We start from the raw sequence: 15,528 nt of genomic DNA on the forward strand, positions 1-15,528 counted from the left end.
ATAATCCAGAACACCTCAGCTTTTCTCATCGATACCGTTAAGTGGTATGATGCGCGCCATTGTCGCGCCACTGACTTGTATGACGTTGGCGCATTCGCATCAGCAAGGTTGTACAAACATGGTTAACAACAAGATCCAGTGGTTTCCGGGCCATATGCACAAGGCTCGAAAGGAAATCGAAGAAGTCGTCCCTAAGATCGATGTGATCATCGAAGTGCTCGACGCACGCATCCCCTTTAGTAGCGAAAACCCTCTGATCCGCACACTGCGTGGCGACAAGCCAGTGATCAAAGTACTGAACAAACGCGATCTTGCCGATCCGGCTATGACAGATATTTGGATGGCCCACTTGGAGCAAGAGCAAGGCGTTTCAGCAATGGCGATCACCACGCAGCAGCAAAGTGAAGTCAATCGAATCATGGAGCGGTGCCGCGCACTGGCCCCTCATCGCGAAGCCATGGGTAAAAATATTCGCTCAATGATCATGGGGATCCCTAACGTAGGCAAGTCCACCATCATTAACAGCCTTGCCGGCCGAGTGATTGCAAAAACAGGCAACCAGCCCGCCGTGACGCGCCAGCAGCAACGGATTAACTTGCAAAACGGCGTAGTGCTCTCTGATACACCGGGAATTTTATGGCCAAAGGTTGAGAACCCACATAGCGGTTTTCGTCTCGCAGCAACCGGCGCTGTGAAAGATACAGCAATGGACTACGACGAAGTGGCTTTTTATACCGTGGAGTACTTGGCGAGTGCCTACCCCGAGCGGCTACAAGAACGCTATCAGCTTGATGTATTACCCGACACAGACATTGAGTTGATGGAAGCGATTGGTGCCAAGCGCGGTTGTCTGCGCGCGGGAGGGCGGGTTGACTTGCACAAAGCCTCAGAAGTGCTGTTGCATGATTTACGCGCCGGTGCGCTAGGTGGCCTCACGTTAGAGAAACCGGACATGATTGAAACCGAGCTGGTGCAGGTTGAAGAAGACAACGCCCGTCGAGAGGAAGAAAAAGCCGCTAAAAAAGAGGCCCGTCGTAAGCGTTACCTCAAAAACAAGCGTTAATACAGCCAGTGACATGACAACCAGTCTCATGCCAAAGGGGCATTCGGCTCCTTTGGCAAGGATGCAGCTAGACTTTAAATTGCCCCACTAATTGTTGCAACGCCGTATTTGCCGCTTGTAAATCATGTGCACGCTGCTCGGTAGTTTGCCCATGTTGATGCAGCTTAGCGACGATATCACGGATAGACGTCATGGTTTGACTAATATCTTCAGTGACCTGGCTTTGCTCGGTGGCAGCCGTGGCGATTTGCGTGCTTAGCTCGTCAACCTGCGTCACTGATTGGGTCATGGTTTCAATCCGCTGCTCAACCTGTTGGCTACTCTCTGAAGATGAAACACACTGCTCTCTCGTCTCCTGCATAGATTGACTGGCCTGTGTCACAGCGTCACTGACCTGTGCCAACATCTTATCGACTTCACCGGTGCTCTGTTGCGTCCGCGAGGCGAGGTTTCTCACTTCATCCGCGACAACCGCAAAACCGCGTCCCTGGTCGCCCGCCCGAGCCGCTTCAATCGCCGCATTCAAGGCCAGTAAGTTAGTCTGTTCTGCAATATCACCAATCACGCCGAGAATCGATTCAATTGCTTTAGTATGCTCTCGCATTTGCGCGACTTTTTGCTCACTGGTTTCCACGTTATCGACAAGGGCTAAGACACTGCGTGTCGATGCCTGCGTCTCTTCACGCGCTTGCTGGGCTTCTGATTGCATCTGACGCGTGACATCATGGCTTTGATTAACGTTTTCCGCGACATCAGAAGCAGAGGCACTTAGTTGATTAATCGCGGTAGCAACGCCTTCTGTTTCTCTTACATGGGCATCTAATGTCGATAAGGTTTGGCTAGCATCATGACTGATTTGCTCAACATAGTTCGAACAGGTTTGATTTGCGCTCATCACTTTCTGCACTAAGTCTTGCAAGTACGCGATGAAGTCATTCACTGAATGAGAGATGCTATCCAGCTCATCATTACCTTTTGTCGGCAATCGTAGTGTGAGATCCGCATCGCCTGAGGATAAGCTATCCACATTTTGCTTAAATGTCGCAAATCGGCCATGAAGTCGTTTAAACGCAATGAGCATGACCACGAGCAATAAGCCGATCAGAGGTAACTGGATCCAAGCAAGGGTGGTGAGAATTTTATCGCTCAACGCCGTGAGTGCCGAGGTTGGCTTGGCAACGACCAGCGTCCATGGCGTACCAGAGACTGGCGACAGCAATAAAGTTTGCTCCTGGTCTTTACCTTCAAAGATCAAACGCTGCGTCTGTTGATTTAGAGCCGTATCAATAGCCTTGGCGAAAGGCGTGTTGAAACGTGAGACCGATTTAAGTACATCGTCACGCGTGAAACCACCACGGCTTTGGCTAAGGATCTTGCCATCGGATTCCACAATGGCAATGTTGGCATCTAAGGCTTTTTGCTTTTCCGCGACCAATTGATTAAAAAAACCAAGCGTGACATCAATGGTTGCTACACCATATAAATTGCCTTGCTGATAAATCCCCATGGCACAATTGGTACGAGGCTGAGCGCTGGCACCATCTTTATAAGCATTGGCCCAAACGCATGCTCCCCGAGGCGCATTTTGACCCGCACGATGCCAAGGTTGGGTGTAATAATTTGGGGCCTCGTCGCTATTCCAGTAAGTATTCTCAACTAATTGTCCGCTGTCATCACGGTGATAAAAGGTAGAGGCGCGATCAACGCCCGCGAGGCGTTTATTAGGTAGTGGCCATATACCGCCTCCAAATACCAGAGGGTTGCCGTACTGATCAATAAGGTGCGGTAGTTGGGTATCGATTTGGGCGCTGGTTAAGGTTGGGATAAGTTGCGTAATGGCGCGCTGCTGCGCTTTTACTTCACGAAGAGCGAAGGTAATATCGCGACCCACTTCATTCAGGTTAAGCTTAAGTCTTTCTTCTCCCTCTTTTTTTAGCGTCGGTGCAATCCATGTCTGTATGCTAAAAACAGTCAGGATCGTCGCGATCAGTAAAAAGACGATCAATCCGATACTGTATCGACCTTGTATGGTGGCAAACGGTGATCGAGTCGGTTGCATGAAAATATTCCCTATTTACGAACAGCTCAGCTACTCACATCACCATACTTTTGTGTACCAAGAAAAGCGTGGGGGAGCATCACATTATGTGTGCACGATTATAAAAAACCCGTCGTACCGAAGTACAACGGGCGTATGCTAATGCCTTTATGTAATTATCATTGTTTATGACGTCACATCCACCAGCGCATCGGCCAACCTATCGATATGTCGCTCTGCCAGGCCAGCAATGTTTATCCGGCTATCTCCTACCGCATAGACGCCGTGTTTGTCTCGCAACTGATGGATCTGCTCACCAGTCAAACCAAGTACGGAAAACATGCCACGATGGTGTTGGATAAAATCAAAATAACCGTCACCTGTGCGATCGCGAAGGGCTAACGTCAGGCCTTCTCGTAAGGCATTAATGCGGGTGTTCATGGCTTTAATTTCATTGCGCCATTGCTGCGTAAGCGCATCATCCGTCAAAATGGTTTCGACAATTGCGGCACCGTGATCCGGTGGCATGGTATAGGTGCTGCGCGCCAGTTGCATGATGCGCCCTTTCGCATTCTGCGCTTCTTGGGCAGATTTACCCACCACAATCGCCGCGCCTGTACGTTCTCGATACAAGCCAAAACTCTTAGAGCAAGATGTCGCAATTAATAGCTCTTCAACATTATCGGCTAAAAGACGCAAACCCCGAGCATCTTCTTCTACCCCATCACCAAAGCCTTGATAGGCAATATCAACAAAGGGGGTAAATCCGTTGCGATTTGCAAGCTCTGTGATCGCTTCCCATTCCTTCAGGCTTATATCAGCACCTGTGGGGTTATGACAACAACCGTGTAACAATACCACATCGTCGGCGCCCGCCTGTGATAAGGCATTCAGCATGGCATCGGCATCCACCATTTTGGTCTCACGATTAAAATACGGATAGAATTTCACCGTCAGGCCTGCCGCTTCCATCACCGGCTTGTGATTCACATAGCTGGGGTCTGTCAACCATACGGTGGTCACCGGCTTCGCGAGATTCATCAGATCGGCCAGCATACGCAGCGCCCCACTTGCGCCTGGTGTTTGCACGGCGGCACAACGGTCATATGCGTCCGTCCCTTTGAGTAAGAGATCGACCATAGCTTGGTTGAAGTTTTCATTGCCGGCCAGGCCAACATAGGCTTTCGTTTGCTGAGTTTGCGCTAGGGATTGTTGTGCCGCTTTAACGGCTTGCATAATTGGCGTTTGACCATGACTATCACGGTAAACGCCAATGCCTAAGTCCATTTTATGCTCACGCGGATCGTCACGATAAGCCAGTGACAAAGAGAGAATGGGATCCTGCTGGGCAGGCGAGAGCAGATCTAACATAGTAATACGTCCTTTTAAGCCTGGATGCTCAAGATACGCTATACCCTACCCCATGCGGGAAAATTGGCAACCTCTTACCCGCGATTCTCTTGTCGATGTTGCGCACGCTCGGACAGAAAGTGTACGCATTGGTTGGCACTCCCCCGCCATACGAGGTTTGGATCGGCCTCTGCTTGGATAAATTTGCCGTCGATCAACACATCAATCAACGCCACCACCTCTTGCTGCTCAGAGGATAATTGTTCCAGCGTGTAGCCTGTCCACAACCAAATGTCTTTATCCGGGGCACTTAACACCACCTCTTGTAACAATTTTTTTACACTGTCGAGGTTAGCAGGATGCAAAGGATCGCCACCACTTAACGATAAACCGCGCCGCGGGATCCGTGTATCGAGAAGATCACGAATGATCTGATCTTTAATCACATCAGTGAAAAGGTGGCCACTTTTCAGCGGCCATGTGGCTTTGTTATAACAGCCTCGACATTGATGCTCACAACCTGAGACAAACAAAGTGCAGCGCGTGCCAGGCCCATTGACAATATCGACCGGGATATACTGGTGATAATGCACGATATACTCCCTACATATGTTTAACGCGGCGGATCACTTCTTGCTGCTTACCTGGGTTAAATGGACGTGTATCCGGGCTACCCAAATAGCCACAGACGCGACGAGTCACCGACACGCGCGCTGGGTCGTGATTACCACATGCCGGACAGGTAAAGCCTTTGCTGGTGCAATCAAATTCGCCGGTAAACCCACATTCATAGCATTCATCGATCGGCGTATTGGTGCCATAGTACGGCACGCGATCGTAGCTATAATCCCAGACGTTCTCCAACGCTTCTAAATTATGCTGGATGTTGGGATACTCGCCATAGCAAATAAAGCCACCATTGGCTAAGCGTGGATAGTCCATTTCGAAATCGATTTTATCGTAAGGTGTGACTTGTTTTTCCACGTCGAGGTGGAAGCTGTTGGTGTAATAGCCCTTATCCGTCACCCCTTCAAGCACACCAAAGGCTTGCGTATCAAGCTGGCAAAAACGACTACAGAGGTTCTCACTCGGGGTGCTATACAAACTAAAGCCATAGCCTGTTTCTTCTTTCCAGCGCTCGGTCGCATCATGCAAGTAGGCGACAATCGCTTTCGCTTTCTTTTGCTTAACCACGCTGTCGTAAAGATGCGGCGTGCTGCCATAAAGGGCATTAATCGTTTCGTGTAGGCCAATATACCCTAGCGAAATCGATGCTCGGCCATGTTTGAAAATCTCACTGACTTCATCATCTGGGTTAAGGCGGATCCCACATGCACCTTCCATATATAAAATGGGCGCCACGCGGGCTTTTACCCCTTTAAAACGCGCAATTCGAGTATCGAGTGCCTGACGAGCAATATTTAACGTTGCATCGAGGCGCGCATAAAAGGCGTCTTCATCCCCTTCTGCTTCAATCGCCAATCTGGGTAAATTGACACTGACCACGCCCAAGTTATTCCGCCCTTCATGGATCAATTCGCCGTTTTCTTCATAGTCACTTAAGAAGCTTCGGCAGCCCATCGGAGTTTTAAACGAACCGGTGACCGATACAACTTGGTCATAATTGAGAATATCGGGATACATTCGTTTTGAGGCGCATTCAAGCGCAAGTTGCTTGATGTCATAGTTCGGATCGTCAGGCTGTCGGTTTAAGCCCTCGCGAATGCAAAAGACCAATTTAGGGAACACAGCGGTTTTGCGATTTTCGCCCAAACCGGCAATACGGTTGGCTAAAATAGCACGTTGTACTGCACGCGCAGACCATGATTCACCGAGCCCTAACCCAAACGTAACAAACGGGGTTTGCCCATTGGCCGTATGTAAGGTGTTTACCTCATACTCCAGCGATTGAAACGCATCAAAGCACTCTTTATCGGTTCTTGCTCGCGCATATGCCTCGGGCTCAGCAATGGCCCACTCTCGCGCCACAAGTAAATGTTTTTGGTAGCTTGCTTCAACGTAAGGCGCTAACACCTCATCAATACGATTGATGGTGGTGCCACCGTATATATGACTCGCCACTTGCGCGATAATTTGTGCCGTCACCGCTGTGGCGGTCGAAATCGACTTAGGCGGGGCAATTTCTGCGTTCCCCATTTTAAATCCTTTTTGCAACATGCCGGCTAAGTCAATCAACATGCAATTAAACATGGGGAAGAAAGGCGCATAGTCTAAATCGTGGTAATGAATTTCGCCGGATTCATGGGCGCGGACAACGGCGCTCGGTAGCATGTGCTGTTTGGCGTAATGCTTCGCCACGATGCCCGCGAGTAGATCGCGTTGCGTCGGAATAACTTTGCTGTCTTTGTTGGCGTTTTCATGCAGCAACTCGGTGTTCGTTTGACCGACCAACCCTTGTACCTCATGATTCAATCGCCCTCGGCGCTCTCGTGCAATGTCTCTATCGTGGCGGTATTCAATGTACGCGCGCGCGACCGCTTTATGCGGGCCAGCCATAAGCACATCTTCTACCGCATATTGGATGTGATCGATGTCTACTTCGGCATCGCCAGCAAATTGCGTCGCAATGGTATCCGCTAAACGACGAATCGCCTCATCAGTCAATGGGCATGATTCAACGTCACGCAGCGACTGCGCTGATTCTCGCGCACACGTCACCGCCTGAACGATACGATCTGCATCAAATGGGACGCGTGTTCCGTCGCGCTTAATTACCGCTGGCATATGCCCTCCACACCATATATAGGATTATAAAAACATCATAAACACAAGATGTGGCATTAGATAGCAAATGCGGGATCGATTGTGTTGACTCAGATCATCGAACTTTCGAATAACCAAAGTCGGCCGTTCAAACGCCTATCTGTTCTCCAATTTGCTGATCTGTCTTGTTGCAATTGTTAGCGAAAATCAAACCTTGTCCGCAATTTGATCGCGAACTCACCTACACGTTGAATATTTGCAGTAGGATCACGGTGAAAAGCAAATGATTAAGGTAAGGGGCAATCGTGCTTCGACGCGTCGGACTGTTGGTGCTGCTAGGGCTATATGTTGCCCCAAGCTATGCACTCACGGTAGCAACATGGAATTTTGAATGGCTAACCTTAAAGACCGATCAACGGGCTGGTATTCGCCATGAAGAGGATTACCTACAACTCGCGGCCATATTGGCGCAGATCTCTCCAGACGTGTTGGCATTTCAGGAGGTCGATAGCCCTGAGGCGTTAGCCCGTGTGATACCAAAAGAAAAATATAACTATTACTTTTCCGACCGTTACGCCGCACTCAAATCCTCTTCTCACAGTCAGCAGCTGACTGGCATCGCCGTGCGCAAAGGTTGGCAGGTGGACGATCGGAAGGATTTTCGTGAGATTGCCTTACCCGGACTGTTTGGACCCCCTTCTTTGCGTTATGGCGCCTATGTGGTGATCACGCCTCCTGGCCATGCACCTATTCACTTATTATCCGTTCATCTCAAGTCGGGATGTTTTCACCAACGCCAAGGCACAAGCAGCTGTAAAAAACTGAGTCAACAATTCAGAGCGCTCGCGGAATGGCTCGCGGATCGTGATGATAAAAACGTTATCATTGCCGGCGACTTTAATCGCTACATCGGGGAAAATAATGATCCATTTTGGCATACATTTAACGCTCATCGCCTTGAAATCGATGCCAATCCCCCCAACATCGTCAACGTCACCAAAAACGTGCGAGCACGCTGTAAAGCACGTCGTTACAACTGGCGTACTCAAACCTGGAACCAGGTGATGTACAGCCGCTTAGTGGATCATGTTTTGGTCTCTGAGCCTCTTGCAGCCCAATGGCAGTACAGTTTTCAGTATCAGTTTGACTACCACAAGGTAATGACATACCGGCTCAGCGACCACTGCCCGATTGTTGCGCACTTCGACATTGAGTCGGCGTCGAAATAGATTGACCCAATCGCAAAAGGTTGAGAAGGTCTTAATGCCGCTAGGAATGTCATGGTATTGACACAGTGAGCCGTTAGCCTTGCTATATGTGATGGGTTAACGATCACTCAAGGAGAAAAAATGAACAGTTTACAGCATCAGGTTATCCCAACAGATGATGACCTGTTAGCCGATTATCTTGATGATACATCGGCGTATCATCGCCCCAACATAGCGGGCCACAATGATGTCTTTAGTGATGATATTGAAGACGCCACACGCTAGCCTGATTGCCTCAGCGTTAATTTAACTTCACGCTGACAACGCGTCATCCTACCCTTGTTACGTTGTCAGCAAATCCACCGACGTGTCGATATATTATGAAAAAAGCTCTCTCTGCGGTGCTGTTATGCGCCTCTTTTCTGTCTTTTCAAGCCCTTGCGGCCCCCGAACTGATAGCCAAATCAACCCTTGATTTTGGTGACTTCGAAAAAACAGCGAATATCGAGATCGAGGGCAATATTCAAGACGATGTACTTCGTCTTGTTGAGCGTGGAGTCAAAGAAGAAGAAGCTGACTACTTTGTGATTAACCAAGTCAGTGAAGATACCCACAAAGAGGTATTGATCGTGTCGGTGACCCTCTACCGTGAGTTCACTACTGACAATCAAAAACGCTTTGAGAATCGGCTCGGATAAGCATGAAATGATAAGAGAGGTAGGTACGAGTGCGTCCCAGCGTCGACCTACCTAACGCTTTAGGCTTTCCTTTGTTACACTTCTGCACTTTATAACGATAAGAGCAATGTTGTGATTGGAACCTTAAATAAAATGCGCACCGAAGCAGGCGCATCCGTGCAGTATTTTCTCCGTGTCGGTGAGCAAGAACTACACCTTAACCCGCTACTGGGCCACACGCTCACCCTGACACACACTGGCAATATCTTTTGTGATGCGTGTGGTCGAAAAACCAAAAAAAGCTATTCACAAGGTCACTGTTATCCCTGCATGAAGAAGCTAGCGCGCTGTGACATGTGTATTATGAAGCCTGAAACCTGTCATTATGCACAAGGGACATGCCGGGAGCCTGAATGGGGCGAGCAGTTTTGCATGACCGACCACATCGTGTATCTCGCCAACACGTCTGGGCTAAAAGTCGGGATCACACGCGCGAACCAAATGCCAACCCGCTGGCATGATCAAGGCGCAACGCAGGCTCTGCCAATCTTCCGTGTGAAAACCCGCCATGTATCTGGCCTCGTTGAGGTGGCAATCGCTAAACACGTTGCCGACAAGACGAACTGGCGTGCGATTCTCAAGGGGGACAACGACGTACTTGATTTACCAACAGAAGCGGAACGCCTCACCCAGGCCATTGCATCCGATCTTGCTGATATCCGTTTACAATTTGGTCAAGATGCCATTGTGCCGGCTGAGCAAGATGCTCTGACATTTAGTTACCCTGTCACTGAGCATCCAACCAAGATAAGCTCCCACAACTTTGATAAAAATCCGCACGTAAGCGGTATATTGAAAGGAATAAAGGGCCAATATTTGATTTTCGATACTGGCGTGATCAATGTGCGTAAATTTACCAGCTATGAAGTCACGGCTTCGCACGAGTAACTGACACTTGGGGTTCCCCTAAAACCGTGTAAGGCTACCCACAGACTTGCACGGTGTCTGCTTTTATCGGTGTGCTTTATCAGTCAGCACCGCCATCGTAAGACGGCTCACGCATATATCGCGGCCGCGTTCATCTTGGAGGGTAATACTCCAAACTTGCGTGGTTGCCCCAAGATGAATCGGGCGTGCGACCCCGGTCACTGTGCCTTGTCGCATCGCGCGTAAATGATTGGCGTTAATATCGAGGCCGACGCAGTATTTCCCTTCAGGCACACACATATTAGCGGCGAGTGATCCCAAAGTTTCAGCCAACACCACCGACGCACCGCCGTGCAACATGCCCAGCGGTTGATGCGTATGCGCGGCAACCGGCATGGTGCCTGTTAAGCTGTTGTCATCAAACGCCGTATAAATAATCCCTAAATGCTCAACCAAGGTATTCGCCGATGAGGCATTTAGCCCCGCGAGCGACATGTCTTTTTTCCAAATGCTCACCATGTCTCACCTATTATTCATTCAATAACCGCTAACGGTTGCCCTGATGATCAACGTCGACTAGCGCAACACGAAGAAAGCAGCACCATGAACAACTCCCACTAAACGCTGCGCGTTTTGAAGGAGTTTCAAAAAGAAAGCCTAAGCCGCCTTTTTAGGCTGGTTCCCAGCCTGAATACCTAACGCCCAGTTTAAATTAACTTGCGCACTGGCTACATCACGGGGCTTCTCACAGCCACATTCGCATGAGTGCCACCGTTCAGCTAAGGTCTTTTTCTTCTTAGCTCCGCAGTCTGGACAGGTTTGACTTGGCTTAACTTGCTTTGTTGGTACTTCAACAAATTCGCTACCAGCTTCTGCCGCTTTGTATTGCAGCAAATTAAGAGTCATGGCTGGCGCTGTGTTCAGGATTTCCCGATTTAGTCCAGCTTTTTGTTTTACCATTTTCCCGTTTTTCTCGGCTGTGCCTTTGGCACTGCGAGTCATGTTCTTAACGGTAAGTTTTTCAGTGGCGATCAATGCCGCCACTTCAACTAATTTTGCAGTTTCTTTGTGAGTAAAATCGAGCCTTTGACGGGCGATTTTTTGGTGCAGTTTGGCAATTTGATGCTTTAGTTTGCGGTGGGCGCGAGTTCCTTTTTTAGCCAAAGCCAAATCACGTTGCAAAGACGCTAGTTGCTCTTTGCTATTCCTGAGATAGCGCGCATTCTCGACTTGCTCAAAATGACCATCTTGATCAATAGTCGAAAAATAGTGAGAAACACCCCAATCTAAACCAATGGCTTTAGTGCCACATTGTCTTTCAATGGAATCGTATTCCATAGAAACCGAGATAAACCACTCATCATTCTTGCGAATGATCTCGGCAGTTTTTGGCTTACCGCCAGCGTTTCTGGCTTTGCCTCGGATCTTAACGATGCCGACATTAGCCAGATAAACTGCGCCATGTTTTTTCTCTTTTAGGTGAAGTTTCCAACCGTCACCATGTGCCTTATAGCCCCAACCTTTAAAGCGCTGGAACGGTTTAAAACGTGGAAACCCAGCTTTCTTATCACCTTTCTTCAATCGACGAAAAAATCCGTCAAAAGCCAGTGCAACACGCTTTAAAGTGACCTGCTCGCTCTGAGCGTTGGCATTGAAAATGCCATGCGCTTTGCGATTGTTGCGCCACAGTGTGTTGATTTTGCATTGCTCTGAAAAGTTAAGTCCGTAATTAGAATCACGGTATGTTTCGATGCGATCACGTAAAGCCCAGTTGTACAACTGGTGATGATGTACAAACAAATCCATCAGCGATTCTTCTTGAGAAGCAGATGGTTTTAATTTGAATGTGACTTTACGGATTGCTTTTTTCATACAACCGATTATATTTAGTTGTTATGAAAAAACAAGTCTTGAACACTCTATATCACAGCGTATATAACATTCACTACCATTTAGTTCTTGTAACTAAATGCCGTCGTCGCTGTATTACGCCAGAGGTTACCGCGTACTTAGAGCTTCAGTATAGAAGGTTGTTGGAAACTTGGGATTGTGAGCTTTTGGAGTGCAACGGTGAACCAGACCACCTACACCTTTTAATTTCTGCGAACCCCAAAATACAACCAAGTAAAATGGTGAACAGTTTAAAAACTGCCACATCAAGACTTGTGAGAAAGGAGTTTTCTGAACACTTGGGTAAGTTTTACTGGAAGCCAGTTTTTTACAGCAGAAGTTATTGTCTGGTTAGTTGCGGAGGTGCGCCATTAGAAATCGTTAAACAATATTTGGAACAGCAGGAAGGGTTTGATTAAAGCCACTACTTCGTGGTGGTGCGCCTTTCACCACCACCTAAATTAACTCGCTTTGGCTCATTAGATTTAGATGGAGCACTAGGCGCTATTGGGTAGACGCCGGGGCGATAAGACAGTACATTACCTGTACTAACTGAGCGCCGTTCACGGCATGCTTTGGTCACGCCATGTTAGGTAAAACGATACAGGAAACAATCATGCGACGCACGGCCCACACAGTCATTCTGTCTATCTGCTTCATTCTCGCACTTACAGCCTGCTCAAATTCACCCACAGGCCGGAATCAGCTTTTGCTCTTTTCTGGCAATCAAATGGCTGACCTAGGCCAGCGTTCATTTGAGGAAATGAAGCAATTCCAGCCAATCAGTCAGGACAAAGCCGTGAATGCGTACGTACAGTGCGTGACTCAAGCGATTTTAAAAGTGGTTCCGCCTCAATCAAATTTTTCCGAATGGGAAGTGGTGGTGTTCGACAGTGCGCAAGTGAATGCGTTTGCTTTACCAGGCGGTAAAGTAGGCGTCTATACTGGCCTACTCAATGTCGCAGAGACGCCCGATCAATTAGCGGCGGTCATTGGTCATGAAATTGGTCATGTGTTAGCCGATCATAGTAATGAACGTCTTTCTCGCTCTCAACTTGCCGCACTGGGCCTAACAGTTACCGGTATGTCTCTATCAGATAGCCCTCATGCCGCCATGGCAATGGCCGGTTTAGGACTTGGCGTGCAAGTCGGTATTTTGCTGCCCTATAACCGCGCGCAAGAATCAGAATCGGATAAAATTGGCCTACAGCTGATGCATCAAGCCGGTTTCAATCCAAGTGCCAGTGTCGACCTATGGCGCAATATGGCCAAAGCGTCTGATGGCGCGCCACCCGAACTGCTCTCGACGCATCCGTCTCCCAACACTCGCATAAAAGCACTCGAGTCAGGTGTGTCTCGCTTGCCTAACGTCCCTCACCGTATGACAGCCCAGTGCCAACGCCCGCGTACAAACTAATCATATGCAAACATTGTGTTAACAAAGTGAATTCACTCACAAAGGCACTATCTATCGTGACTGATAATCGATGAAGCACAGTAACCCCTACCCTTGTCACACAAATCATTAACCTTTGTGTTACGCTTAGCCTAGGTTTTAGTGGGTAGTGATTCTGTGTGATTAAGCAGTCTTTCATCTTTTTGATTTGCATGCTATGGGCGCCGTTTACGTTAGCAACGTCACAACCCCATGCAGATTTATTTGATCAGATGTTTGAAAAACATGCACTGGTCATGATGCTAATCGATCCTGATAAAGGCGATATTCTTGCTGCTAACACAGCTGCCAGCGAATTTTATGGGTATTCGCGTGATACGCTGGCGCAAATGAACATCACAGAGATTAACGATTTATCCCCTCAATCGGTTGCAGAAGAACGAAAGCTGGCAGCATTAGAAAAACGTCGTTATTTTGTGTTCCGTCACCAGTTAGCCGATGGCTCAACCCGTACCGTTAAAGTCTCATCGGTTCCGGTTTCTTATCGCGGCAGTCCAGTGCTTTTTTCTATCGTCACCGACATCAGTGAATTTCGCGCCACACAAGAATCCTTGTGGCATTACCAAAATCGTCTAGAGCACATGGTTGATGAACAAACTCAACAGCTTGAAAAACGCACAGACCACCAACTGATTGCGACTTCACTGGTTATTATCTTTCTCGGTGTGATATTGACCACGATGTGGCTGGTGTTACGCAAAAAACGCCGCACCGAATATGAGTTACAACTTGAACGTGGTCGTCTCGATGAAATTATCCGTGGTACACATGTAGGCACGTGGGAGTGGCACGTCCCGAGTGGTCAGCTGGTAGTGAATGATCGCTGGGCCGAAATCATCGGATACAGCCAAAAAGCGCTTTCTCCGATCACGATAGAAACATGGAAGTCACTCTGTCACAGCGAAGACTATGTCCATGCTCAAGAGAAAATACATTCAGCCTTTGGTGACTTAACGCCAAACTATGAATGTGAGTTCAGAATGCTGCATAAAGAGGGTTTCTGGGTCTGGATATTATCGAAAGGCAAGGTGATGGAGTGGGATCGGAGCCATAATCCAGTCCGGATGGTTGGTACACACCAGGATATTAACGAAACCAAGCGTTTGTACCTGCAGTTTGAACACATGGCCCATACAGATACCTTAACAGGTGCCCTCAATCGAATGGCATTCAAACAACGCGCCGACCAAGCACTGGTCCAAGCTCGGCAGCAAGGTGCGCACTTTTCTTTACTTTTTATTGATTTAGACGGCTTTAAAGCAATTAACGATACCTACGGCCATGACGCAGGTGACAGCGTACTCGTGGAAACCACAAAACGCATGAGTAGTAGTATTCGCAATTCTGATACGCTTGCTCGCCTTGGTGGCGATGAATTTGCCGTATTGCTCGAATACACCAGCCATCCAGATGACGCGGGGCGCGTGGCTGAAAAAATAATTGCCGGTTTAAGCCAGCCCTTTCATGTCAATAACAATCAAGAAGTCACACTCTCAGCGAGCATAGGTATTGCCTGTTACCCTGAACATGGTGAATCGTTTGAGTCGTTATTAAGTTGCTCGGACGCCGCCATGTATTATGCAAAAAGGACATTAAACGGCGGCATTTTTGCGTACTGTGATCCCAAACGAGACACGATTTGACCTTAAAAGCTCGCTCCACCTCAAAAACAAAAATAAGCCTTATCTAAAAAATCGAGTCGCAACCAGTAATTTCGCTATGATGACGCGCAGTACTTACTCTATGATGACGCTATAGCTTTAGGGCTTTGACTCGCTAATGCCTCATTGGTCACATCTTGAATCGAAATAAACATATGATTCACTTCACCACGCGTATTGGCCATCGGATGCATGGTGATATTTTGGTACATAAACGGTAATTGTCCGGTAATCGGGCGCACATGACGGCAGCGAAACAAATAAGGTCGCTGTTGCCAAACAATGAAACTGCGACACCGTAATTCGAAAACCGGCTGAGACTTGGCGCGAAACCAGGACGCATTGATCTCGGGAAACACGTCGAACAGCGAACGACCTTGTACATCTTTCGCATGTTTGCCGCTATGGTGGATCATAAATCCGTTCCACATTTGGATGTGAAAATCGCGATCGAGTACGATTAATCCCATATCGATATGCTGCACCATATCTAGCATCCAATGGAATTGATCAAAATCTTGTGTGCTCATTCCA

Annotated in this window: 14 protein-coding genes; 7 read left to right on the forward strand and 7 right to left on the reverse strand. The window is 48.2% G+C overall.

All coding sequences use genetic code 11. The features are described from left to right. Positions 1–118 precede the first annotated feature (118 nt). Complete coding sequence (gene ylqF, locus BZG78_RS11750) at positions 119–1,063, forward strand: ribosome biogenesis GTPase YlqF (RefSeq protein WP_025744796.1); 945 nt, start codon at positions 119–121, stop codon at positions 1,061–1,063. A 67-nt stretch (positions 1,064–1,130) separates the two neighbouring features. Here ylqF and BZG78_RS11755 read toward each other — a convergent pair whose 3' ends face one another. From BZG78_RS11755 to nrdD, 4 genes are all read right to left on the reverse strand, one after another. Continuing rightward, positions 1,131–3,122 (reverse strand): methyl-accepting chemotaxis protein, encoded by a 1,992-nt coding sequence (locus BZG78_RS11755; RefSeq protein ID WP_021023861.1) that lies wholly within the window; start codon positions 3,120–3,122, stop codon positions 1,131–1,133. 165 nt (positions 3,123–3,287) lie between these two features. After that, complete coding sequence (locus BZG78_RS11760) at positions 3,288–4,472, reverse strand: amino acid aminotransferase (protein WP_077661306.1); 1,185 nt, start codon at positions 4,470–4,472, stop codon at positions 3,288–3,290. A 74-nt stretch (positions 4,473–4,546) separates the two neighbouring features. Then, positions 4,547–5,044, reverse strand: coding sequence for an anaerobic ribonucleoside-triphosphate reductase-activating protein (gene nrdG, locus BZG78_RS11765; RefSeq protein WP_077661307.1), 498 nt, complete (start codon positions 5,042–5,044; stop codon positions 4,547–4,549). 10 nt (positions 5,045–5,054) lie between these two features. Continuing rightward, a complete protein-coding gene (gene nrdD / locus BZG78_RS11770; protein ID WP_077661308.1) occupies positions 5,055–7,196 on the reverse strand; it encodes an anaerobic ribonucleoside-triphosphate reductase in 2,142 nt (713 codons plus the stop codon). A gap of 284 nt (positions 7,197–7,480) precedes the next feature. Between nrdD and BZG78_RS11775 the strand changes: the two genes are divergently transcribed. The 4 genes from BZG78_RS11775 (at position 7,481) to BZG78_RS11785 (ending at position 10,008) form a co-directional block, all read left to right on the forward strand. Further along, on the forward strand, positions 7,481–8,404 hold the full coding sequence (locus BZG78_RS11775) for an endonuclease/exonuclease/phosphatase family protein (RefSeq protein WP_158011800.1): 924 nt from the start codon (positions 7,481–7,483) through the stop codon (positions 8,402–8,404). 120 nt (positions 8,405–8,524) lie between these two features. Further along, positions 8,525–8,668 (forward strand): hypothetical protein, encoded by a 144-nt coding sequence (locus BZG78_RS15425; protein WP_158011801.1) that lies wholly within the window; start codon positions 8,525–8,527, stop codon positions 8,666–8,668. 95 nt (positions 8,669–8,763) lie between these two features. Further along, positions 8,764–9,081: a hypothetical protein gene (locus tag BZG78_RS11780; protein WP_077661310.1), complete on the forward strand. Its 318-nt coding sequence runs from the start codon at positions 8,764–8,766 to the stop codon at positions 9,079–9,081. Positions 9,082–9,213: 132 nt separating this feature from the next. Beyond that, a complete protein-coding gene (locus tag BZG78_RS11785; RefSeq protein WP_033379290.1) occupies positions 9,214–10,008 on the forward strand; it encodes a DUF2797 domain-containing protein in 795 nt (264 codons plus the stop codon). Between the two features lie 63 nt (positions 10,009–10,071). Here BZG78_RS11785 and BZG78_RS11790 read toward each other — a convergent pair whose 3' ends face one another. Together BZG78_RS11790 and BZG78_RS11795 are read right to left on the reverse strand one after the other, a co-directional pair. Beyond that, positions 10,072–10,503: a hotdog fold thioesterase gene (locus BZG78_RS11790; RefSeq protein ID WP_025744795.1), complete on the reverse strand. Its 432-nt coding sequence runs from the start codon at positions 10,501–10,503 to the stop codon at positions 10,072–10,074. Between the two features lie 141 nt (positions 10,504–10,644). After that, the gene (locus BZG78_RS11795; RefSeq protein ID WP_077661311.1) at positions 10,645–11,859 is read right to left on the reverse strand and encodes an RNA-guided endonuclease TnpB family protein; all 1,215 of its coding nucleotides are present in this window, start codon (positions 11,857–11,859) and stop codon (positions 10,645–10,647) included. A 634-nt stretch (positions 11,860–12,493) separates the two neighbouring features. On the opposite strand from BZG78_RS11795, the gene BZG78_RS11805 reads away from it, so the two are divergent. Beyond that, entirely contained in the window at positions 12,494–13,294 is an 801-nt protein-coding gene (locus tag BZG78_RS11805; protein WP_077661313.1) for a M48 family metallopeptidase, read from the forward strand. Between the two features lie 158 nt (positions 13,295–13,452). Further along, positions 13,453–14,976 (forward strand): sensor domain-containing diguanylate cyclase, encoded by a 1,524-nt coding sequence (locus BZG78_RS11810; RefSeq protein WP_077661314.1) that lies wholly within the window; start codon positions 13,453–13,455, stop codon positions 14,974–14,976. 98 nt (positions 14,977–15,074) lie between these two features. Here the strand turns inward: BZG78_RS11810 and BZG78_RS11815 are convergent, their stop codons facing one another. Continuing rightward, positions 15,075–15,524, reverse strand: a complete 450-nt coding sequence (locus BZG78_RS11815) for a PAS domain-containing protein (RefSeq protein ID WP_021023812.1) — start codon at positions 15,522–15,524, stop codon at positions 15,075–15,077. Positions 15,525–15,528: the final 4 nt, after the last annotated feature.

It is taken from the genome of Salinivibrio sp. MA351, from assembly GCF_001996065.1.
GTDB classification, from domain to species: domain Bacteria; phylum Pseudomonadota; class Gammaproteobacteria; order Enterobacterales; family Vibrionaceae; genus Salinivibrio; species Salinivibrio costicola.